At 71.0% G+C, this 20,521-nt stretch carries 21 protein-coding genes; 11 read left to right on the forward strand and 10 right to left on the reverse strand.

From position 1 onward, the window contains the following. Positions 1-42 precede the first annotated feature (42 nt). Genes OHA05_RS31945 through OHA05_RS31960 form a run of 4 tightly spaced genes read left to right on the forward strand, consistent with a single transcriptional unit; the run spans position 43 to position 3,099 of the window. Positions 43-1,038, forward strand: coding sequence for an aldo/keto reductase (locus OHA05_RS31945; RefSeq protein ID WP_328862458.1), 996 nt, complete (start codon positions 43-45; stop codon positions 1,036-1,038). Next, a complete protein-coding gene (locus OHA05_RS31950) occupies positions 1,035-1,346 on the forward strand; it encodes an L-rhamnose mutarotase (protein WP_313942777.1) in 312 nt (103 codons plus the stop codon). Before OHA05_RS31945 ends, OHA05_RS31950 begins: the two co-directional genes overlap by 4 nt. A 3-nt stretch (positions 1,347-1,349) precedes the next feature. Continuing rightward, positions 1,350-2,201 carry an amidohydrolase family protein gene (locus OHA05_RS31955; protein WP_328862459.1) on the forward strand — a complete coding sequence of 284 codons (852 nt, stop codon included), beginning with the start codon at positions 1,350-1,352 and terminating at the stop codon, positions 2,199-2,201. A 37-nt stretch (positions 2,202-2,238) separates the two neighbouring features. Further along, on the forward strand, positions 2,239-3,099 hold the full coding sequence (locus OHA05_RS31960; RefSeq protein ID WP_328862460.1) for an Fpg/Nei family DNA glycosylase: 861 nt from the start codon (positions 2,239-2,241) through the stop codon (positions 3,097-3,099). Between the two features lie 41 nt (positions 3,100-3,140). On the opposite strand, the gene OHA05_RS31965 is transcribed toward OHA05_RS31960, so the two are convergent. Further along, positions 3,141-3,818 carry a zf-HC2 domain-containing protein gene (locus OHA05_RS31965; protein ID WP_313942774.1) on the reverse strand — a complete coding sequence of 226 codons (678 nt, stop codon included), beginning with the start codon at positions 3,816-3,818 and terminating at the stop codon, positions 3,141-3,143. Positions 3,819-3,997: 179 nt separating this feature from the next. Here OHA05_RS31965 and OHA05_RS31970 point away from each other — a divergent pair, with 179 nt between their 5' ends. After that, entirely contained in the window at positions 3,998-4,798 is an 801-nt protein-coding gene (locus tag OHA05_RS31970) for a LytR/AlgR family response regulator transcription factor (RefSeq protein WP_313942773.1), read from the forward strand. 280 nt (positions 4,799-5,078) lie between these two features. After that, complete coding sequence (locus OHA05_RS31975; RefSeq protein WP_313942772.1) at positions 5,079-5,348, forward strand: hypothetical protein; 270 nt, start codon at positions 5,079-5,081, stop codon at positions 5,346-5,348. Between the two features lie 11 nt (positions 5,349-5,359). On the opposite strand, the gene OHA05_RS31980 is transcribed toward OHA05_RS31975, so the two are convergent. The 5 genes from OHA05_RS31980 to OHA05_RS32000 form a co-directional block, all read right to left on the reverse strand. Beyond that, complete coding sequence (locus tag OHA05_RS31980; protein WP_313942771.1) at positions 5,360-5,881, reverse strand: hypothetical protein; 522 nt, start codon at positions 5,879-5,881, stop codon at positions 5,360-5,362. 270 nt (positions 5,882-6,151) lie between these two features. Next, positions 6,152-6,736, reverse strand: coding sequence for a TIGR03086 family metal-binding protein (locus OHA05_RS31985; protein WP_313942770.1), 585 nt, complete (start codon positions 6,734-6,736; stop codon positions 6,152-6,154). Between the two features lie 14 nt (positions 6,737-6,750). Then, positions 6,751-7,137 (reverse strand): GntR family transcriptional regulator, encoded by a 387-nt coding sequence (locus tag OHA05_RS31990; RefSeq protein WP_328862461.1) that lies wholly within the window; start codon positions 7,135-7,137, stop codon positions 6,751-6,753. Then, positions 7,134-7,892 (reverse strand): hypothetical protein, encoded by a 759-nt coding sequence (locus OHA05_RS31995; protein ID WP_328862462.1) that lies wholly within the window; start codon positions 7,890-7,892, stop codon positions 7,134-7,136. Before OHA05_RS31995 ends, OHA05_RS31990 begins: the two co-directional genes overlap by 4 nt. Positions 7,893-7,989: 97 nt before the next feature. Beyond that, positions 7,990-8,544 (reverse strand): sigma-70 family RNA polymerase sigma factor, encoded by a 555-nt coding sequence (locus tag OHA05_RS32000; RefSeq protein WP_313942767.1) that lies wholly within the window; start codon positions 8,542-8,544, stop codon positions 7,990-7,992. 301 nt (positions 8,545-8,845) lie between these two features. Between OHA05_RS32000 and OHA05_RS32005 the strand changes: the two genes are divergently transcribed. Beyond that, positions 8,846-10,093 carry a CapA family protein gene (locus OHA05_RS32005; RefSeq protein WP_328862463.1) on the forward strand — a complete coding sequence of 416 codons (1,248 nt, stop codon included), beginning with the start codon at positions 8,846-8,848 and terminating at the stop codon, positions 10,091-10,093. Between the two features lie 55 nt (positions 10,094-10,148). Here the strand turns inward: OHA05_RS32005 and OHA05_RS32010 are convergent, their stop codons facing one another. Both OHA05_RS32010 and OHA05_RS32015 read right to left on the reverse strand, forming a co-directional pair. After that, positions 10,149-11,585: an amino acid permease gene (locus OHA05_RS32010; protein WP_313942765.1), complete on the reverse strand. Its 1,437-nt coding sequence runs from the start codon at positions 11,583-11,585 to the stop codon at positions 10,149-10,151. A gap of 132 nt (positions 11,586-11,717) precedes the next feature. Further along, positions 11,718-12,179, reverse strand: a complete 462-nt coding sequence (locus OHA05_RS32015; RefSeq protein ID WP_313942764.1) for a universal stress protein — start codon at positions 12,177-12,179, stop codon at positions 11,718-11,720. A 60-nt stretch (positions 12,180-12,239) separates the two neighbouring features. Between OHA05_RS32015 and lysX the strand changes: the two genes are divergently transcribed. Together lysX and OHA05_RS32025 are read left to right on the forward strand one after the other, a co-directional pair. Then, positions 12,240-15,548, forward strand: a complete 3,309-nt coding sequence (gene lysX, locus OHA05_RS32020; protein WP_328862464.1) for a bifunctional lysylphosphatidylglycerol synthetase/lysine--tRNA ligase LysX — start codon at positions 12,240-12,242, stop codon at positions 15,546-15,548. A gap of 101 nt (positions 15,549-15,649) precedes the next feature. Further along, a complete protein-coding gene (locus tag OHA05_RS32025; RefSeq protein WP_313942762.1) occupies positions 15,650-16,507 on the forward strand; it encodes a polysaccharide deacetylase family protein in 858 nt (285 codons plus the stop codon). Between the two features lie 40 nt (positions 16,508-16,547). Here the strand turns inward: OHA05_RS32025 and OHA05_RS32030 are convergent, their stop codons facing one another. Beyond that, positions 16,548-17,201, reverse strand: a complete 654-nt coding sequence (locus OHA05_RS32030) for a class F sortase (protein ID WP_313942761.1) — start codon at positions 17,199-17,201, stop codon at positions 16,548-16,550. Positions 17,202-17,523: 322 nt separating this feature from the next. Between OHA05_RS32030 and OHA05_RS32035 the strand changes: the two genes are divergently transcribed. Next, entirely contained in the window at positions 17,524-18,351 is an 828-nt protein-coding gene (locus tag OHA05_RS32035; protein ID WP_328862465.1) for a hypothetical protein, read from the forward strand. A 102-nt stretch (positions 18,352-18,453) separates the two neighbouring features. Here OHA05_RS32035 and OHA05_RS32040 read toward each other — a convergent pair whose 3' ends face one another. Further along, entirely contained in the window at positions 18,454-18,975 is a 522-nt protein-coding gene (locus tag OHA05_RS32040) for a hypothetical protein (RefSeq protein ID WP_313942759.1), read from the reverse strand. A 465-nt stretch (positions 18,976-19,440) separates the two neighbouring features. On the opposite strand from OHA05_RS32040, the gene OHA05_RS32045 reads away from it, so the two are divergent. Then, positions 19,441-20,445, forward strand: coding sequence for an SCO0930 family lipoprotein (locus OHA05_RS32045; protein WP_313942758.1), 1,005 nt, complete (start codon positions 19,441-19,443; stop codon positions 20,443-20,445). Positions 20,446-20,521: the final 76 nt, after the last annotated feature.

Here is a 20,521-nt window from a genome sequence, read left to right on the forward strand (position 1 = left end):
GGCCGCGTCGGCGGACACCAGGGGCGAGGGGGCAGCAGCGGGATGCGACGAAGCAGGCTCGGCCGCAGCGGGGTCGAGATCACCGAACTGTCCTTCGGGGCCGCGGCCATCGGCAACCTCTTCACCCCGGTCGCGCCCGAGGAGGCGGCGGCCGCGGTCGACGCCGCCTGGGACGTGGGCATCCGCACCTTCGACACGGCGCCGCACTACGGTCTCGGCCTCTCCGAGCGCAGGCTCGGAGAGGCACTGCGCGGCCGGCCTCGCGAGGCGTACACCCTCTCCACCAAGGTGGGGCGGCTGCTCGAACCCTGCCCGGCCGACGGCGACGACCTGGCCCATGGCTTCGCCGTCCCGGCCGACCACCGGCGCGTCTGGGACTTCAGCGCCGACGGTGTGCGCCGCAGCGTCGAAGAGAGCCTCACCCGCCTGGGCCTCGACCGGATCGACATCGTTCATCTCCACGATCCGGACGAGCACGAGGAGGCCGCGTTCCGGCACGGGTACCCGGCGCTGGAGCGGCTGCGTGCGGAAGGCGTGGTCGGTGCGATCGGCGCCGGTATGAACCAGGCCGCCATGCTGACCCGGTTCGTCCGCGACACCGACGTCGACACCGTGCTCTGCGCCGGGCGCTACACCCTCCTGGACCAGAGCGCCCTCGCCGAACTGCTGCCCGAGGCCGAGGCCCGGGGCATCAGCGTCATCGTCGGAGGGGTCTTCAACTCGGGGCTGCTCGCCGACCCGCGCCCGGGCGCCACGTACGACTACACGGCCGCACCCGACGACCTCCTGCGGCGCGCGCTGCGGATCGAGGCCGTCGCCGCACGGCATGGAGTTGTGCTGCGGGCCGCCGCACTGCACTACTCACTCGGTCATCCGGCCGTCGCCGGTGCCCTGGTCGGCACGCGCTCCGCCCGCGAGGTACGGGACGCGGCCGGCCTTCTCGCCCGGGACGTCCCGGCCGCCCTGTGGGACGACCTGCTCGCCGAGGGGCTCCTGCCGAAGGACGGCCCGCTGCCCCAGGGCGGAGGCGCCCGATGAGAGTGGCCCTGCACACCGCGGTCCGCCCCGACCGTATCGAGGAGTACGAGGCCGCCCACCGCGAGGTCCCGGCCGAACTGACCGAGGCGATCCGCGCAGCCGGCGTCACCTCCTGGACCATCTGGCGCAGCGGCACCGACCTCTTCCACCTCCTCGACTGCGACGACTACGCCGGGTTGCTGGCGGCGCTCGAAACACTCCCCGCCAACATCGCCTGGCAGGCCCGGATGGCCGAACTCCTCGACGTCGTGCACGACTACACCGCGGACGGCGCCGGCGCCGGACTGCCCGTCGTCTGGGAGCTGTGAGGCATGGCCGTCGTCGATGCCCACCACCATGTGTGGGACCTCTCCGTCCGGGACCAGGACTGGATCACCGGCCCCGACCTCGCGCCCCTGCGCCGTACCTTCACGCTCGACGACCTGCGGCCGGAGGCGCGCGCCGCGGGAGTCCGCGCGACCGTGCTCGTCCAGACCGTCACTGTCGCCGGGGAGACACCGGAGTTCCTCGCGCTCGCCGACGGCAGCGACCTCGTCGCGGGGGTCGTCGGATGGACCGACCTCACCGCCCCCGACGTCGCCGACGCACTGGCCGCGCTACGGGAGGGGCCGGGCGGCGACCGGCTCGTCGGCATCCGCCACCAGGTGCAGGGCGAACCCGATCCCGCGTGGCTGCTGCGGGACGACGTCCGACGGGGACTCGAAGCCGTCGCGTCCGCCGGCCTCGTCTACGACCTGCTGGTCCAGCCCCGTCAGCTGCCCGCCGCGGTCGAGGTGGTGAGCCGGGTCCCCGGACTCAGCTTCGTCCTCGACCATCTGGGCAAGCCCCCCATCGCCGCCGAGGAGCTGGAACCGTGGGCGGGGCGGGTGCGTGCGTTCGCCGAGCGGCCCAACACCGTCTGCAAACTCTCCGGCATGGTGACGGAGGCCGCCTGGGCGACCTGGACCACCGCGGATCTCGCCCCGTACGCCGAGACGGTCGTCGAGGCCTTCGGGTCCGACCGCCTCATGTTCGGCTCCGACTGGCCGGTCTGCCGGCTCGCCGCGCGTTACGCCGAGGTCGTGGAGGCCGCCCGCACGCTCACCCGGGGGCTGAGCGAGGACGAGCGCTCCGCCGTCTTCGAGACCACCGCCTGCCGGGTCTACGGGCTCCCGGCGGAATGAACCTGCATCCCTGTGGCCCCTGCGGCACCCTGGAGGCATGCCGGAGCTGCCCGAGGTCGAAGCGCTGAGAGAGTTCCTCGACACCCATCTGGTGGGACAGGAGATCGTCCGTGTCCTGCCGCTGGCGATCAGCGTGCTGAAGACGTACGACCCGCCCCTGTCCGCGATCGAGGGCGCCGAGGTCACTGCCGTGGAACGGCGCGGCAAGTGGCTCGACATCACCGTCGGCGGCCTGCACCTGGTCACGCACCTGGCCCGCGCGGGCTGGCTCCAGTGGAAGGACGAGGTCCCTGCCGCGCCGCCGCGCCCGGGCAAGGGCCCGCTCGCCCTGCGCGTGGTGCTCGCCTCCGGGAGCGGCTTCGATCTGACCGAGGCCGGTACCACCAAGAGGCTCGCCGTCCATCTCGTCCGCGACGCCGGCGAGGTGCCGGGCGTCGCCCGCCTCGGCCCCGATCCGCTGGCCGACGCCTTCGACCGCGACGCGTTCGCCGCGCTGCTCGCGGGGGAGCGGCGGCAGATCAAGGGCGCGCTGCGGGACCAGAGTCTGATCGCGGGAATCGGCAACGCCTACAGCGACGAGATCCTGCACGCCGCGAAGATGTCGCCCTTCAAACCGGTGCAGAATTTGGGCGAGGACGAGATCACCACACTGTACGAAGCCCTCCGCAGCACCCTCGGTGAGGCCGTCGAGCGTTCGCGCGGAGTCGCGGCGGGACGGCTCAAGGCGGAGAAGAAGAGCGGTCTGCGGGTCCATGGCCGGACCGGTCAGCCGTGCCCGGTCTGCGGCGACACGATTCGCGAGGTCTCGTTCAGCGACTCGTCGCTCCAGTACTGCCCCACCTGCCAGACCGGCGGCAAGCCGCTGGCCGACCGCAGACTGTCGCGCCTGCTGAAGTGATCCGATCGCGGTGCGCAGGCGCTCGGTTCGGCTCCTGACGGTCACTTGATCGTCAGCAGCGGCTTGCCGTCGAACGTCCGCACTTCCCAGCGGCCGATGTCGCTGCTCGACAGGTCGGTGCCCCCCTCGATCTCCAGGGGCTTGGCATGACCGGGGACATCCGTGCCGTATCCGCCCTGGGGAACGCGCCAGCTGAGCACCGGATGCTCGATGCCGTCCTTGCCGACGGCGACCAGCCGGCAGGAGCCGGGCCCGGTGAGGCCCGAGAGCCGCATCGCCACCGCCGTGCCCCACATCCGGTCCTCCACGAAGGCGGACGCGGTGACGCCGGAGCCGGCGTCCTTCACCGTGACCTGCTTGCCCGCGACGGCCGGCGGGGCGGGGTCCTGCGGGGTCCGCATCGCGAGCGCGCCCAGCGGCAGGGCGACGATCAGCGCCGCCACCGCGGCGACCAGCCGGAGCCGGCGTCTGCTGCTCCGCCTCCGCATCAGCGCGACCTCCTCGGTCAGCCGCTCCAGCAGCCGGGGCGAGGGCCGGGACGCGATCACGCCGGGTCCCGTGAGGTCGGAAATCGCCGAAGCGACCGACGAGAAGTCCGAGAGCTGTACTGTGCACAGCACGCACTCGGCGAGATGCTCCTCGAAGCGGAACGCGTCCCCCGGTTCCAGCACGCCCAGCGCATAGGCGGCCACGTCCTGGTGCCGCTGCTGCATGCCCATGGCGTCCTCGTTTCGTCTCTGGCCGTGCTGTGTCCGTTGCGGTCGGTCGCCGTTGAATACGGATCAGGCGCGTTCTCTGCTCAACCGCGGCCACGATGAGACGAACTCTCTTCGCGGACCCCTTCCCGCGGGCGAAGGACCGTGGCCCCGGCGATCGGGGCGCGCCTAAACTCCGCAGCATGCTGCGTGTACTGGCGGTCGACGACGAGAATCCGGCGCTCGAGGAACTCCTCTATCTGTTGCGTTCCGACGCCCGGGTCACGAGCGCGGAGGGCGCGACGGACGCCACCGAGGCGCTGCGCCGGATCAGCCGGGCGCTGGAGGCGGGACCGGACGGTGAGGACGGCATCGACGTCGTCTTTCTCGACATCCACATGGCCGGACTCACCGGACTCGATGTCGCCAGGCTGCTCGCGGGGTTCGCCAGGCCGCCGCTGATCGTGTTCGTCACCGCGCACGAGGGCTTCGCCGTCCAGGCCTTCGACCTCAAGGCCGTCGACTACGTCCTCAAGCCGGTGCGCAGGGAGCGGCTGGCCGAGGCGGTGCGCAGGGTGCGCGACCAGGTGCTCGCCGCCCGGGAGACCCGCCAGCCGGAGCACGAGACCGCGGTGACGGCCCCCGCCACCCGTGCGCCCGTGCACAACGCCGCCGAGCAGATACCCGTCGAACTGGGCGGTGTCACGCGGTTCGTGGCGGTCGACGACATCGCCTATGTCGAGGCACAGGGGGACTACGCCCGGCTGCACACGGAGGACGGCAGCCACCTCGTCCGCATTCCGCTGTCCGCCCTGGAGGAGCGGTGGGCCTCCCGCGGCTTCGTCCGCATCCACCGCAGCCATCTCGTCGCGCTGGCCCGTATCGACGAACTGCGCCTGGACGCGGGGACGACGACGGTCCGGGTGGGATCGGCCGAACTTGCCGTCAGCCGGCGTCATGCGCGGCAGCTGCGGGACCTGCTGATGCGGCACGCCGGCAGCTGACCCGCTGCGCCGGCTGAAGGAAGCCGGCCTTCCGCGCCGATTGCCCCAGGGCCTCACGCACACCGGTGACCGAACATGCACCCGCCGGCCGTTTCACGGGACGCGCCGCACCGGCCGTTCACCGGACGCGCCCGACCGACCGTTCACCGGTTGGGGCCAACCGTTCGTCGCGGGACAGGCCCACCCGGCGACGGGCGTCATCCGCTGGCCGAGAGACGAGGGGATTCGGCGCACCGGGCTCCGGCGGCGGCCTAGCCTTGATCAGGAGGTAAGGGGTCTGATGTCCGACATCGAAGCGCTGCTCGCGGAACTGCGGAGCCTGCCGGCGACCCCGGCGTCCGGCCCGGGGGACATCGAGGCGCTGCTCGCCACGGTCAAGAGCGCCGCGGGGCGCTGGGCGGATGTGCTGTACGAGATCCGGCAGTCGGCCCAGGGGCTGGTCGGCCCGCGCGCCGAGGCGGCCCTCGAAGTCGCCTTCCGCCGGGCGGAGGAGTCGTACGTCGAGCTGGAGATCGCGCTCAAGGACTGCGGCCGGCGGCCGGGCCCCTGACAACTGCCTGCTCAGAACAGGTGGATGGCCAGATGACTCAGCGGCAGGCCCAACTGCCAGGCGGGCATCCATATCTGTTCGCCCTCGTCGACGCACGCATCCAGCGGATTCGCCGGGTGCCACGGTTCCGTGTCCCCGAGGTCGGCGGCGAGCAGTTCGGTCTGCCGCAGCCACTTCCATGAGTCCCGTGCCAGGGCGAGATCCGGATCGGGTCCGCCGCCGAGCTGCCGCTCCCGCTCGCCGCGTGCGTCGAGTCTCTCCCGTGCCCAGGCCGGCCAGGGATGTCCGTACGCGGTGAGGTTCAGCCACTCCTCGATCCTGGACACCGCGCGGACACCGGCGAGTTCGTCCGAACCGTCACAGAGGTAGATGGTCAGCGCCAGCGTCTCGCGGCCCGCCCGGTATTCGAGCGAGCCGCCCTCGACGAGGGCGCCGGTGCGGAGCATCTCGTCGGCGATGTACTCGGCGCAGAGCCATGCCATGGGGACTGCCAGCGCGCCTCCGCTGGTGCCGTTCGTGCTCTCGGGCTGCAACCTTCCCACCTTCTTCCGGACGACGTCGTGTGCCGACTCGGAGACGAGCCTCCACCGTGTGACACGGCTGGGGGCGCATCTTTACTCAACTTCACCGTGAGGTTTCGCATACTGTCGCCCCTTGGCCGTGGCCCCAGGGAGACAGGGACACCGGCGGGACATCAGGGGCGCACGTGACTGCGCCGCCGAGGTTTGGAGTCCGCCATGTGGCGGGTACGACGACGCCCGCTCCGGAAGGGAGCGGGCGGCTCGTGCCGTACGGCAGGCGTCTCAGTGAGGATCGCGTCCGATGAGTCCGAGGAGCCGGTCCTGGAGGGGAGCGTCCTCGGGGACGGGCACCTCGGGGCCGAAGACCTCCACCCCCGGACCGAACGCGCCGGGCGTCCGGAACTTCTCCATCACCTCGGCCGGGATCGCGGAGGTGCCGCGCCACATCCGCTCCACGTCGTCGGCGGGCATCGTCTCGTCCTGCCCGGTGGCTCGCGCCAGGTCCCAGCCGTGCAGCACCAGGTCGTCACTGATGACCCGGTCGATGTGCTGTTCGGCCGTCAGCGGCCCGCTGGGTGTCTCGCAGGGAGCCGCCGCGAGTTCGGGGTCATCGAGCACGGCCTCGACATCGGCGCGTGCGGCCCGGAACGCGGCGAGGGGGTCCTTCTCGACGGACGGTGCGCGGGAGGGACGGCGGTCGAGCGGGCGCAGCATGACGCCGTGCATCACGACGATGTGTCCGACGACGTCCCGGGCGGACCAGCGGGCGCACGGCGACGGGTTGTCCCACTGCTCGGGCCGGACGGCGGCGACCTTGCTCTCGAAGTCGTCGGCGTGTCTGCGGTATCGGTCGGCGATGTCGGTCATCGGCCGGGTTCCTCTCAGCCGTCGGGGGTGGCGAGCGCGTGGCGCAGGGCGGCCAGGGCATCTTCGTCGGTGACACCGAGGTTCCTGGCGGCGACGGCGAAGTGGCGGGCGTGGTCGGCGAGCCGGGTGGCGGCGTCGGGGCCGGTCGCGACGGCGGCGACGCGGGTGCCGGAGCCGCGCCGGCTGTGCACCAGCCCGGCCGACTCGAGTTCCCGGTAGGCGCGGACCACGGTGTTGTTGGCGAGACCGAGGTCGGAGGCGAGCTGGCGCACCGGAGGCAGCTTCTCGCCCTCGCGCATCCGGCCGACCGCGATGAGATCGGCGAACTGCTGTCTGATCTGCTCGTACGGAGGCACGGGTGTGGCCGGGTCGACCCGGATCGTCAGGCCGGCGGCAGTCACGGGCGTTCCTTGATGTACGCCTGCGGCAGCAGGAGGGCGCTCAGGCACCAGCCGGCGGTCAGTACCGAGACGAACGCGACGATTCCGAGGGCCCAGAAACTCACGGTCTCCATCCAACCACCACAGCTCAGGCTGAGCATCGCGGTCGCCATGGTCAGCGACACGGCGAACAACGGTGCTGCCGTCAGCAGACCCCACGCGCCGACCGTGGCGCGCGCTCTGATCCGGCGCCGCTCGTCGTCGGCCGCTCGCATCGTGATGCGCCGCAGTGTCGCGGCGCACACCACGGTCCCGACAGCGAGTCCACCGAGCACCGGCCAGGCGTAGTACGGCCCGGGCCAGGGCCCCACCAGCTGGTCCCGTCCGTCGCAGGCGACGGCGACGGCGCGGCCCGCGTGCCCGGTGGCGTCGGTGGAGGCGGTGGCGACGGCGACGACCAGGAGGACGACGAGCAGCAAAGCCTGCACGAGCAGGGTCGACGAAAGCCCGCGCGGGACGTGGTCACGTATCCGGCGGGGCGCCGCCGAGGCCTGCCGTACTCCGCGCGCCGCCGGATGGGCGACCACGTCCGCGAGAAGCACTCCGCCGACGGCGCAGATACCGAGCACGGGGATGGCGTAGAGCAGGTCGACGTCGGACTCGGGGCTGAAGGTGACGAGATTGTTCACCACGACGCCTGCGGCGAGCCCTGTCCAGCGGACCGGGGTGTCGATCCAGTTGCGCCAGTCGGTGCGGAACTCCCGAATGGTGGACATGCGAACCCCCTGATGACCGGCCATGCGTATCAATCACTTGAGACAATCTGTCGCCTGGGGAGCAACTGTGTCAAGCGATTGATACACCCGGCCGGGTTCAGCGACTCATGGCCGGGCGTGGGCGCGCATAGCCGGGGAGGCAGCGGGCGAGGGCCCGCAGCGCGTAGTACGAACGGGACTTGACCGTCCCCGGCGGTATCCCGAGCGACTCCGCGGCCTCGTTGACGCTGAGTCCCTCGAAGTAGATCCGGACCAGCACCGCCTGGTGCTCGGGGCTCAGGGACTCGACCGCCGCGCGGACGTCGAGGGCGGCGACGGCCGTCTCGGTGACGTCCGCCGGATCCGGGGTGGTGGCGAGGACCCCGTCGCCGATCTCGGTGGGGCGGGCGAGACGGGAGCGGCGTGCGTCGATGGCGAGGCGGCGGCCGACCGTGAAGAGCCACGGGCGCATCGACTCGTACGGACCCTCGAAGGCCTCCGGGTGCTGCCAGGCGCGGACCAGGGTCTCCTGGAGCAGGTCCTCCGCGCGCTGCTGGTCCCCGTAGGTGAGGCCCTGGAGGAAGCTGAGCAGTGCGGGGCCGTGCTCGCGTTGCAGGTCCGCCATGGCCCGCTCGTCGGTCGTCGCGGAAGCGGTCACGGTTGCCGTCGCCATTGCCAACACCCTTTCGCGCGGAGGTCGCTGCTACGTGGCGTATACGAACGCATCCGGGCGCGAAGGGACAGACGGCGCACCACTGTCTTCGGCGAGCGGTCGCTCGGAGCGACGAATGGTGCGGTGAGCGGGTGGCCGGATACCGACGGCCGGTGAACCGGCCCGGGACAGGGCTCGGAATGAGCCCGGGATCAGGTCCGATCCGGTGACCCGCGCGGCCGGGTCGCTTGACGCGCCCGGGCCCGAACGATGCATTCGGTGTGCCGCTGTCACGCCGGTTCGCATTGGTCGGGAGCACTCCATGACACGCCGCCCGCTACAGGGCCCCACCCCGCTCGCGACGCCGCTCGCGCGACGGGGAGCGACGGCGCTCGCCGCCGTCCTGCTCGGGGCGACGGCCGCCTGCGCCGGGCCGGGCCCCTGGTCCGCGGACGGTCGCTCCGAGCGCCCCGCGCCCGCGGCCGCCGGCGGCGCGGCTCCCGCTCGCGGCTTCACCCTCGTCGTGGGCGGTGGTGTCCTGCCGCACGACGCGGTCGTCCGACAGGCCCGCGCCCGCGGCGACGGCTACGACTTCCGCCCCGTGCTCGCCGGTGTCCGGCCGGTCGTCTCCGCCGCGGACCTGGCGATCTGCCAGCTGGAGACGGTGTTCGGGACGGTCGAGGAACAGGGCGGCGACGAGCGCGGCCGCTCGGCCGTCACCTCCCCGCCCGAGCTCGCGAAGAACCTCGCGGCCATCGGCTACGACGCCTGTTCCACGGCCTCCGACCACGCCTTGGCGGACGGCGCCGCAGGCGTCGAACGCACGCTGGACGCTCTGGACACCGCCGGCATCGGACACACCGGCACCGCCCGTACCGCCGCCGAGGCACGCGAGCCCGCGTGGCTGAAAGCAGGCGGTGCCAGGGTCGCCCAGCTGGCCTACACCTACGGCCTGGACGGCGACCGGCACCCCGGGGCACAGCCCTGGGCGGTCGCGCTGATCGACGAGGAGCGGATCGTCGCCGACGCCCGGGCCGCCCGGAAGGCCGGCGCGGATGTCGTCCTCGTCAGCCTGCACTGGGGCACCGCGTGGCAGACCGCCCCCGACGAACGGCAACTGGCGCTCGCCGACGCCCTCACCGCCTCGAAGACCGCGGGCCGCCCGGACATCGACCTGATCGTGGGTGCCCACGCGCATGTCCCGCAGCCGTACGAGAAGGTCAACGGCACCTGGGTGGTCTACGGGACCGGCGACCAGCTCGCCGGAGCCGGAGCCGGAGCCGGAGCCGGTCCCGGTCCCGGCCGCGACCGGCAGCGCGACCCCCGCGCCAACCAGGCGACCCTAGGCCGCTTCACCTTCGCGCCCCCCGCCCGGCCCGGAGAACGCTGGGAGGTGGCGAAGGCCGAGTTCGTCCCGCAGTGGACGGACGCCGCGGGGCGTGTGGTGAACACGGCGGACGCATCGTCGAAGGACGCGGACCGTCACGACCGCGAGCAGGCGAAGGATGCCGTCAGCGCTGCCGTGTTCAGCCGCGGCGCGGCTGAACACGGTCTGACGATGGGCCGCTGAGCGGGCGAGGGCACCTGAGCCCCCGGCCAAGCACGACCGCCCGGCGCGCGGTTCCTCAGCGCAACCCCTTCTCCTGCCCGGTGTTCTGAGACGTCGCCAGATCCGACTTCCGGTAGGAGTACGCGAAGTAGATGACCAGGCCGATCAGCAGCCACACCGCGAAGCGGACCCATGTGTGCCAGGCCAGGAAGGTGATGAGCCAGATCGAGAACACCACACCGATCGCCGGGACGAAGGGCATGCCCGGGCAGCGGAACGTACGCGGCAGATCGGGTCGCCGATAGCGCAGCACGATGACCGCCACACACACGACCACGAAGGCGAGCAGAATGCCGATGTTGGTCAGTTCCGCCGCCTCGCCGATCGGCAGGAAACCGGCGATCGCCGCCGACGCCACACCGACGATCCAGGTCACGCGGGTCGGCACATGGCGTGTCGGATGCGTCTTGGCGAACCACTTGGGCAGGAGTCCGTCGCGGCTCATCGAGAACCAGACACGGGTCACGCCCAGCATGAACGTGAACATGACGGTGAGGATGCCGATGATGGCGCCGACGGCGATGACGTCCGCCAGACCGCCCAGGCCGACCGACTTGAAGGCCGTCGAGAAGCCGCTCTCCGGGTCGATCTCCGTGTAGTTCTGCATACCCGTCAGCACCAGGCACGCAAGGACGTACAGCACCATCGAGATCGCCAGCGAGTACAGGATCGCCTTCGGCATGTGGCGCTGGGCGTCCTTGGACTCCTCGGCCGCCGTCGACATGGCGTCGTAGCCGAAGACCGCGAAGAAGACCGTCGCTGCGCCGGTGAACGCTCCGCTCACCCCGAACGGGAAGAACGGGTTGTAGTTCGCGGTCTCGATGTGGAACACGCCGACACCGATCACCAGCAGCACGACCAGGACCTTCAGCACCACCACGACCGTCTCGAAGCGGGCCGCGTTCTTGATGCCGAGGGTGAGGAGATAGGCGATCAGCAGGCACAGGATCGCGGCGAACAGGTCGATCCGGTGTCCGTCACCCGTGCCGGGCGCACCCAGCATCCAGTTCGGCAGCTCGGCACCCGTCTCGCCGAGCAGGAAGTTGAAGTACCCCGAGATGCCGATGGCGACGACCGCCACGATCGCCGTGTACTCCAGCAGGAGATCCCACCCGATGAACCAGCCCGCCAGTTCGCCGAGTACGGCATAGCCGTAGGTGTACGCCGACCCGGCCTTCGGAATGAGCCCCGCGAACTCGGCGTAGGAGAAGGCCGCGGCCGCACTCGCCACCCCGGCGATCAGGAACGAGATGAGGACCGCGGGACCCGCCGTGCCGTTGGCGACCGTGCCCGCGAGGGTGAAGATGCCGGCTCCGATGATGCCGCCGACACCGATCGCGGTCAGCTGCCACAGGCCGAGCGTTCTGGTGAGCTGTTCGGCCGTGCCGCCTTCCTCGATACGTTCGATGGGCTTGCGCCGCAGTACGCCCTGCCCTGACCACAGGCCTGCCATGACTCACCTCTCCGAAGGTCTGGTGGGACCGATGGCGGCTCATGATGGTGCAGGCCCGGCAGGGACGGAAGACGCCGGGCGGAATCCGGAGCCGAGCGCTCCGCAGTGACCACCGGACGGCCGAACGGGAGGTCAGGGAACGACGGTGACCGGCCAGCGTCCTGCCTTGACCAGCCGCACCGCCACCGAGCCGATGAAGCGGTGACCGGCCGACTCCGACGCCCCGACGACCACGGCGTCCGCCTTCAGCTCGTCGGCGGCCTTCACCAGGCCGCTGTAGGGATCGCCGCGGAAGGTGTGGAACTCCCAGCGCACCTCCCAGATCTCCCGGACGCGCTCGGCGGCCGACCGGATCTCGGCCACCAGCCCCTCCGCTATCTCCTCGGTGGTGTCCGCGACCGGCACCCCCAGTGCCGCGCCGGTCGACATCACCGGCTGGACGTACACCACCGCCAGCAGGGCGTTCTGGCGGCGGGCCAGGCCACTGGCGTACGCCGCCGCCCGCAGGGAGGAGTCGGAACCGTCCACACCGGCGACGATGACCTTCGGGCCGTCGGTGCCGCGTTCGAAACGGTGAGGTCGCTGCTCAGTCACACAGCCGAGGCTATCCGCTCCCGAGAGGCGGGCCGTGGCCGGTCTCCGTACAGTCTGATCATGAGTGTCACCGTGCAGGAGCCCTCTCAGGCACGCGGCCCCTTGCTGAGCCGGGTCCCGAACGCGTTCGCGATCTTCTTCGGCCTGCTGGGTGTCTACTGCATCCTCATCTCGCTCATCCCGCCCCTGCGCCGCCTGCTCGCGCCCGTCTCGCGCTTCGTCGACCAGGTCGCCGTCCCCGTCAGCGCGAACCTCGCCTACGCCGTCTTCCTGCTGCTGCTCGCCGCGGCCGTCGGTGCCCGCAAGAAGACCGCCTGGTGGCTGGTGGTCGTCTATCTGTCGCTGGTGCTGCTCACCGACATCCTGGGCGTGGCCTTCGACCGCGAATGGGGCTGGGTCGCCAACCTGGTGCTGTGTGCACTCGCGCTGGGCGTGCTCGTCGCGGCCCGCGGAGAGTTCTACGCCAGGACCAGACGCGGGTCCCTGCGCCGAGCCCTGATGGTCCTCGTCCTCGGGCTGGCCGCCGGCGTCCTCGCCGGCTGGGGGCTCGTCGAGCTGTTCCCCGGCTCCCTGCCGCGGTCCCAGCGGCTGGTCTGGTCCGCCAACCGGGTGCTCGGCGGGCTGGCCTCCGCCGGCCAGTTCGACGGCACCCCACCGCGCGGGCTCTACTTCCTGCTCGGTCTGTTCGGCGCGATCGCCCTGCTCTGCGCCGCGGCCACGCTCTTCCGCTCGCAGCGCATGGAAGCCGCTCTGCACGGCGACGAGGAGGACCGGATCCGCGCCCTCCTCGGCGCCTACGGCTCCCAGGACTCGCTCGGCTACTTCGCCACCCGCCGCGACAAGGCCGTCGTCTTCTCGCCCAACGGCAAGGCCGCGGTCACCTACCGCGTCGAGACCGGCGTGGCGCTGGCCAGCGGAGACCCGGTGGGGGACCACGGTGCCTGGCGGCAGGCCATCGACGCCTGGCTGGCGGTGGCCAAGCGCCACGCCTGGGCACCGGCCGTGATGGGAGCGTCCGAGGACGGCGCGAAGATGTTCGCCCGCGCCGGGCTCGGCGCGATCCAGCTCGGTGACGAGGCGATCCTCCAGGTCGCCCGGTTCGACCTGAACGGCCGCGACATGCGGGTCACGCGGCAGGCCGTCAACCGGGTCAAGCGCACGGGGGCGACCACGCGCATCCGCCGGCACTCCGCCCTCACCGACGAGGAGATGCGGCGCGTCGTCGACAAGGCCGACGCCTGGCGGGACACCGAGACCGAACGCGGCTTCTCCATGGCGCTCGACCGGCTCGGCGACCCCGCCGACGGCGACTGCCTTCTCGTCGAGGCCTTCGACGGCGAAGGCCGCCTGACCGCCCTGCTCTCCTTCGTGCCCTGGGGCAGGGACGGCATCTCGCTCGACCTGATGCGCCGCGACCGCGCCGCACCCAACGGCGTCATGGAGTTCATGGTCGCCGAACTCTGCGGGGAGGCCGCGAAGCTCGGCGTCCGCCGCATCTCCCTCAACTTCGCCGTCTTCCGCTCGGCCTTCGAGGAGGGCGCCCGCATCGGTGCGGGCCCCGTCCTGCGGATGTGGCGCAGACTGCTGCTCATCTTCTCCAAGTGGTGGCAGCTGGAGGCGCTCTACCGGTCGAACGTGAAGTACCAGCCGGATTGGTTCCCCCGCTTCCTCTGCTTCGGTGACGCCGGTTCACTGGCCCGGGTCGGTCTCGCCTCGGGCATCGCCGAGGGCTTCGTGTCCGTCCCGAGCCTGCGGAAGCGCTTCGGCCGCGGCCGGCCGGGCGCCCGCACCGGCGTCACCAAGCCGGTCACCACCGAGGGCCTGCCCGCCATCGAGGCGCTGGGGCTCGTGGGCCCGGACTCACCGGCGGAAGAGGGAGAACGGCGGCTGCCCGACCAGGTGCGCGTCCGCCACAGCAAGCTGGAGCGGCTGCGGGAGGCGGGCACCGATCCGTACCCCGTCGGCGTCCCCCTGCGCACCGACACCCTCGCCGCGATCCGCGCCGCTCACCCCGCTCCGGTACCCGGGAGCCGGACGGGCACCACGGTGACGGTCGCGGGCCGGGTCATGGTCGTACGCGACCTCGGCGGCGTGGTCTTCGCCGTCCTGCGCGACTGGTCCGGTGACCTTCAGCTCGCCTTCACCCGGGACGGTACGGGGGCCCAGGTGCTGGGGTCCTTCACCTCCGACATCGACATCGGCGACCACATCACCGCGACCGGCGAGGTCGGCGCCAGCGACAAGGGCGAGCTGTCGGTCTTCGTGACGGACTGGCGGCTGACCGGCAAGTGCCTGCGCCCGCTGCCCGACAAGCGGCGCGGTCTGGCCGATCCCGAGGCCCGTGTCCGCCGCCGCTATCTGGACCTGGTGTCGAGCCCGGACGCACGGGATGTCGTACGCCGGCGTTCCACCGCGGTCCAGGCACTGCGTCAGGGGCTCCTGGAGCGCGGCTACCTCGAGGTCGAGACGCCGATGCTCCAGCAGATCCACGGAGGCGCCAACGCCCGCCCCTTCACCACCCACATCAACGCCTACGACCTCGACCTGTATCTGCGTATCGCGCCCGAGCTGTATCTGAAGCGGCTGTGCGTCGGCGGTATGGAGAAGGTCTTCGAGATGGGCCGTACCTTCCGCAACGAAGGCGTCTCCTACAAGCACAACCCCGAGTTCACCATGCTGGAGGCCTACCAGGCCTTCGCCGACTACGACGTGATGCTCGATCTGACCCGGGAACTCATCCAGGGAGCGGCGACCGCGGCCTTCGGCTCGCCTGTCGCCCACAAGGCGGACCGCGACGGCAAGCTCGTCGAACACGACATCTCCGGCCCGTGGCCGGTCAAGACGCTCTACGGAGCGGTGTCCGAGGCGCTCGGCGAGGAGATCGACGCCGACACCGAGGAGACCGCGCTGCGCCGGCTGTGCGACGGGGCGGGTGTGCCGCACACACCCGACGACACCCGCGGCGACGTGATGCTGGAGATGTACGAGCGCCTGGTCGAGGAGCGGACCGTGATGCCGACGTTCTACAAGGACTTCCCGACCGATGTCTCGCCGCTGACCCGGCAGCACCGGCGCGACCCGCGGCTCGCGGAGCGGTGGGACCTGGTCGCCTTCGGCACGGAACTGGGCACCGCCTACTCCGAGCTGACCGACCCGGTGGAACAGCGGCGCAGGCTCACCGCTCAGTCCCTGCTCGCGGCGGGTGGCGACCCGGAAGCCATGGAGATCGACGAGGACTTCCTGGACGCGCTGGAGTACGCGATGCCGCCGACCGGGGGACTGGGCATCGGCGTCGACCGGCTCGTCATGTTCCTCACCGGACTGACCATTCGCGAGACTCTGCCCTTCCCTCTCGTACGCCGGAACTGATCTCGTCCGTCCGTCCGAACAGCCCGCCTCGAACGGGTACTTTCGCGACCGCCCGCGTGTTGATACGGCGTGCCGGACAAGAGCCGTGCGAGCAGTTGGTCATGAAAAAGGATCAGATGCTTCCGGGGCGTCGGTCGGCGCTCCGCATCGTCGCCTGTCTCGGCGCTGCCGCCACGGCGGGGCTGCTCGTCACCGAACGGTCGGGGACATCGGGCGGGGCGGCCGCCACCCGCCCGGCAGGCGGCCCCCAGATCGCCTCCGGCCCCCGGGCGGCCACCGGTCCGTCCGTCCGGGCATCCGCGTACCGGCTGCAGCCCATGACGGCGTACGCCCCGCCGAGGTACCGGCGGGCCCTGCCGCCGGTGCGTCAGCGCCCGTTCCTCAGGATGTCGGAGGCCGGCCGGACCATGGTCCTGACCTTCGACGACGGCCCCGACCCGCGCTACACCCCGGACATCCTGCGCACCCTGCGCGAGTACGACGTGCGCGCGATGTTCTTCGTCTGCGGCGAGATGGCCACCGACAACCGTGATCTGCTCCGCAGGATGGCCGACGACGGTCATGTGGTGGGCAACCACTCCTGGTCCCATCCGCTGATCACGAAGCTGCCGCCGTCCGGCATCCGCAGCGAACTGGGCCGCACCAGCGAGGTGATCGACGACGTGCTCGGCAGACCCCCGCTCTGGTACCGGGCCCCCTTCGGGGCCTGGAACAAGCACTCCTTCGAAATCGGTGCCGAACTCGGCATGGAGCCGCTGGCCTGGACGGTCGACACGCTCGACTGGACCGAGCCCGGCACGAGGACGATCGTGCGCCGGGTGATGGAGGGTGCCGGGCCCGGAGTGGTGGTCCTCTCGCACGACGCCGGCGGCGACCGCGCGCAGAGCGTGGCCGCCCTGCGCAGCTATCTGCCGAAGCTGCTGGACGACGGGTACCGGATCACGGTCCCCCGGCGCTGAGCGGCTCGCGGCGGCTGCCCGAGGCGCAAGGCGCCGGAGGTCAGAGGGACTTGACCATCCGTGCGAACACGACGACGTTGCCGTCGTAACCCTGCGTCTTCGAGTAGCCGCCGCCGCAGGTGATGACCCGGAGCTCGGCGTAGCCGGTGTCGCCGTAGACGCGGCTGCCGGGGAAGTTCTCCTTGGAGAACACCTCCACGCCGTACACCTCGAAGACGGCCGTCTTGCCGTCGAACCGGCTCACCTCGATACGTCCGCCCTTCTCGAGCGAACCGAGGCCGTAGAAGACGGCCGGGCCCGAGAGGTTGTCGACATGGCCGACGACGACCGCGGTTCCGCGCTGGCCGGGGGCGACACCGTTCTGGTACCAGCCGGCCATGTTCGGATCCTCGGGCGGCGGTGCCTCGATCCAGCCGTCGGGGTCCAGGCCGACGTTCATGAGCGGGGCGTCGACGTCGATCGAGGGGATGTGCACCCGGGCCGCGGGGGCGTAGCTGAGGGCCTTCGGGGTGAGGAGGGGGGTGAACGTTTCGCCGCTGGGCCGGGCGAGTGACGCCGCCGCGGCCGGCTGGGGCGGACCCAGGCCGACGTCGACCCCGTTTTTCATCATCGCGATCCCCGTGAGCATCACCAGGGCCACCACGCCCCAGGGCGAGCGTTTCCTCGACACCGAGCCGTTGTAGTCCTCGCCCATGATTCTCCCTTTTGTCATCTTTTCCAGGCGCCTGTAGGCACGCTAAGTGAGCGTCACGGGACTGGCGAGGAGGGAAGAGCGAACGGGTGGCGAGGGCCAGTCGGCGTGACCCATCCGTGTCACCGGGCCGATAAAACTTCTGACGGTCTGTGACCTGCGGGTCCGTCAGTCGCGAGGGCGTGTCGTCGGCGTGTCGTCTCACCGGGGTGGACCAGCGCCGACATGCGGAGAAAGGTGCACACAGTGAGGGTTCGTCATGGAAGGCGTACTCGTCGAATTTCCCGGGGCGCCGCTTCGGAGCGTCTTCCGCTGGAGGTTCACGATGCGTGCTTCACGCACTCTCGCAGTGGCCGCGGCCGCGTGCGTGGCCGTCGGGCTGTCTGCCCCGCTGGCCGCCGCCGGCGGTGACAGCAACAACAATGACAACAGCCCGATCAGCGTCTCCGTCAACCCGCGGTCGGTCCACCAGGGCGGCACGCTGACGATCAGCGTCCGGGGCTGCAGCCGGGGCGGCACGGTGACGTCCAACGCCTTCCGTCAGGTCCACCTCTCGGAGAACCGCGGCGGTATCGCGACGGCGATCGCCCGGATCAACGACAACGCCTCGCCGGGCCAGTACAACCTGGCCGTCCGGTGCAACAACACTGCCGGTAACAAGGGCAGCAGCAACAACTACCACGGGAACGACAACGACCGCGGTAACGGCAACGACCGTGGTAACGGGAACGACAACGACCGCGGTAACGGCAACGACAACGGTCGCGGTAACGACAACGGCGGCAACAACAACCAGGGCAACAACAACCAGGGCAACAACAACGGCAACGGGAACCACAACAACGGCAACAACCAGGGCAACAACAACAACAACCAGAACAACAACAACCACAACAACGGCAACAACCAGGGCAACAACCAGAACAACAACAACAACTTCAATAACAACAACAACTTCAACAACAACAACCAGACGGTGGCGACGGCGCAGTTCACCGTTCTCACGGGCAGGGGCGCGCAGGGTGGTCTCGGCGGCTCGGTCGCGCCCAGCTCGGCCGAGATGGCGGTCGGAGCGGGCCTCGTCGTCACGGCGGCCGTCGGCGGCACGCTGTTCATCGCCCGTCGCCGCCGCACGATCAGCGGCAAGGCCTGACCGGCCGAACCTCCCCGGTCGAGCTGAACCGCCCGTCGCCCCGAGTCCTGGCCAGGACTCGGGGCGACGGGCGTTGACGGTACGGGGGGAGTGGCGTGCCGGTCAGTGCCGGCGGTCGGCCACCCGCCTGCGGAGTACGAAGACGGTCGCGGTGGCGGCGGCCAGGACGAGTCCGGCGCCCGCGGCGATCTCGCCGCGGTCCAGGCCTCCGACACTGCCGCCGAGCCCGCCCTGGACGCCCTGAGGCGTCGTGGTGACGGTGGAGCCGGTCGTCGGCGTGGAGCGGCCGCCCGCGATGGTGAGGTTGAAGGTGCCCCGGTCGTTGCCGCAGTTGAACTGCACGGAGTACTGGGCACCCGGCCTGGCGTCGGAGTCCACCACGGCGGAGGCGGAGGTGCCGGGCTGAATGGTCACGGCGTCGAAGACGCCGGACGAGGCATAGGCCGTGGTGTCGCAGCCGCTGGCGGACAGATTGACCCGCCCGCCCGCGGAGACCGTCGAGGGGCTGACGGTGAAAAGCGGCGAGGTCTGCTTGGCGTCGTCGTCGGCCACCGCGAAGGGGGCGGCCAAGGCGAGAGAAGCCGCTCCCAGCAGAGTGGCTGTTGCGGCACGTATCGCGCGCATGGTGAATCCTCCGGTCCCCGAGGAGCAGGCGCGGAACCGATTTCCACAAAAGGCAGAGAATGCCCCTCGATGAGCGAAACGCTAGGAGTGAGGGGTGCGCGCCGCGATCGCTGTCCGGCGAATGGGTTATTCGTTCCCCCGGCTGGAGGACATCTGAGCGTGTCGCACGGTCCCGGCCGGTGCCGGATGGGAAAGGGGGTCCCGCTGCCCGCTGCCCGCTGCCCGCTGCCCGCTGCCGCCGGTGCGGGGCCCTCACGGTGTGACAGGTGCAGCGGGTGGGGCGGATGAGATCGAGCCATTCCGCGCGGAGGCATGCCCGCCGCCTACGGAACGCGGACGTTCACATCGGCGCTCCGGAAGATTTTCTCAGCCTCGTTGAACACTGAGCGGCTCCCTGTCCGTACCTAGAGCCATGAACGGCGCACCCAGGCGTCGCAACAGGCTCAGAGGACAACAGGAGTGGACATGAACACCTGGCGTAACGCCTCGCTCGCGGTGACTGCGGCGGCCGTACTCGCGCTGACGACGGCGTGCGGTCAGGAACAGGGTACGCAGACGCCCAACGGTCAGGCCGTCGGCGCGGCCAACCCGGCAGGCCAGCAGCCCGGCAGTGGCGGATACGGATCCGACTACGGTTCCGGCGCCGGTTCGAACGCTCAGGGAGCGGCGGCCAAGCCGGCCGGCCAGCTCGCCGTCTGGGACAGCAAGCAACTCGGCAAGGTCGTCACGGACAGCGCCGGTCTCACGCTCTACCGCTTCGACAAGGACACCGCCTCGCCGCCGAAGTCCAGCTGCGAGGGCGAGTGCGCCAAGACCTGGCCCGTGGTGGCGGCCGGCGGAGCCTCCGCCGCTCCCGGGATCGACGCCGCGCTGATCGGTGAGGTCACCCGGTCCGACGGCTCCAAGCAGCTCACCATCGGCGGCTGGCCGATGTACCGCTACGCCAAGGACACCAAGGCGGGCGACGCCAAGGGTCAGGGCGTCGGCGGCACCTGGTACGCCTCCGCCCCCGACGGAAAGAAGGCGGGCGGCGGCGCGGCGGCCGGCTCCGGTGGCGGTGCGGACTACGGCGACGGCGGCGCCGAGGCCGGCGGTCAGCCCGCCGACCAGGCGGGACTGTCCACCCGCAAGGACGCCAAGCTCGGTGAGATCGTCGTCGACAAGAACGGTATGACGGTCTACCGGTTCATGAAGGACAGCGCATGGCCCATGAAGACGGCCTGCACCGGCGAATGCCTCAAGAAGTGGCCGGTTGTCGCCCCCGTCTCCAAGAACGACACCAAGGGAATCCTGAAGAAGGGCTTCGTCACCTTCGACCGCCCCGACGGCGTCAAGCAGCAGACGATCGACTGCTGGCCGATCTACACCTTCGCGGGTGACGCCAAGCCCGGAGACACCAACGGACAGGGTGTCGGCGGTACCTGGTACGTGGTGAGCCCGGAGGGCAAGCCGGTCGGAGCGCCCAAGTAGTCCCCACGCAGCGCCTCCGGCCTCAGCCGGCCCGTCTCACGCCCCCCGCGTGATGGCGGGCCGGTTGTCGTCGCGT

The sequence above is a fragment of the Streptomyces sp. NBC_00306 genome (genome assembly GCF_036169555.1).
GTDB lineage: Bacteria > Actinomycetota > Actinomycetes > Streptomycetales > Streptomycetaceae > Streptomyces > Streptomyces achmelvichensis.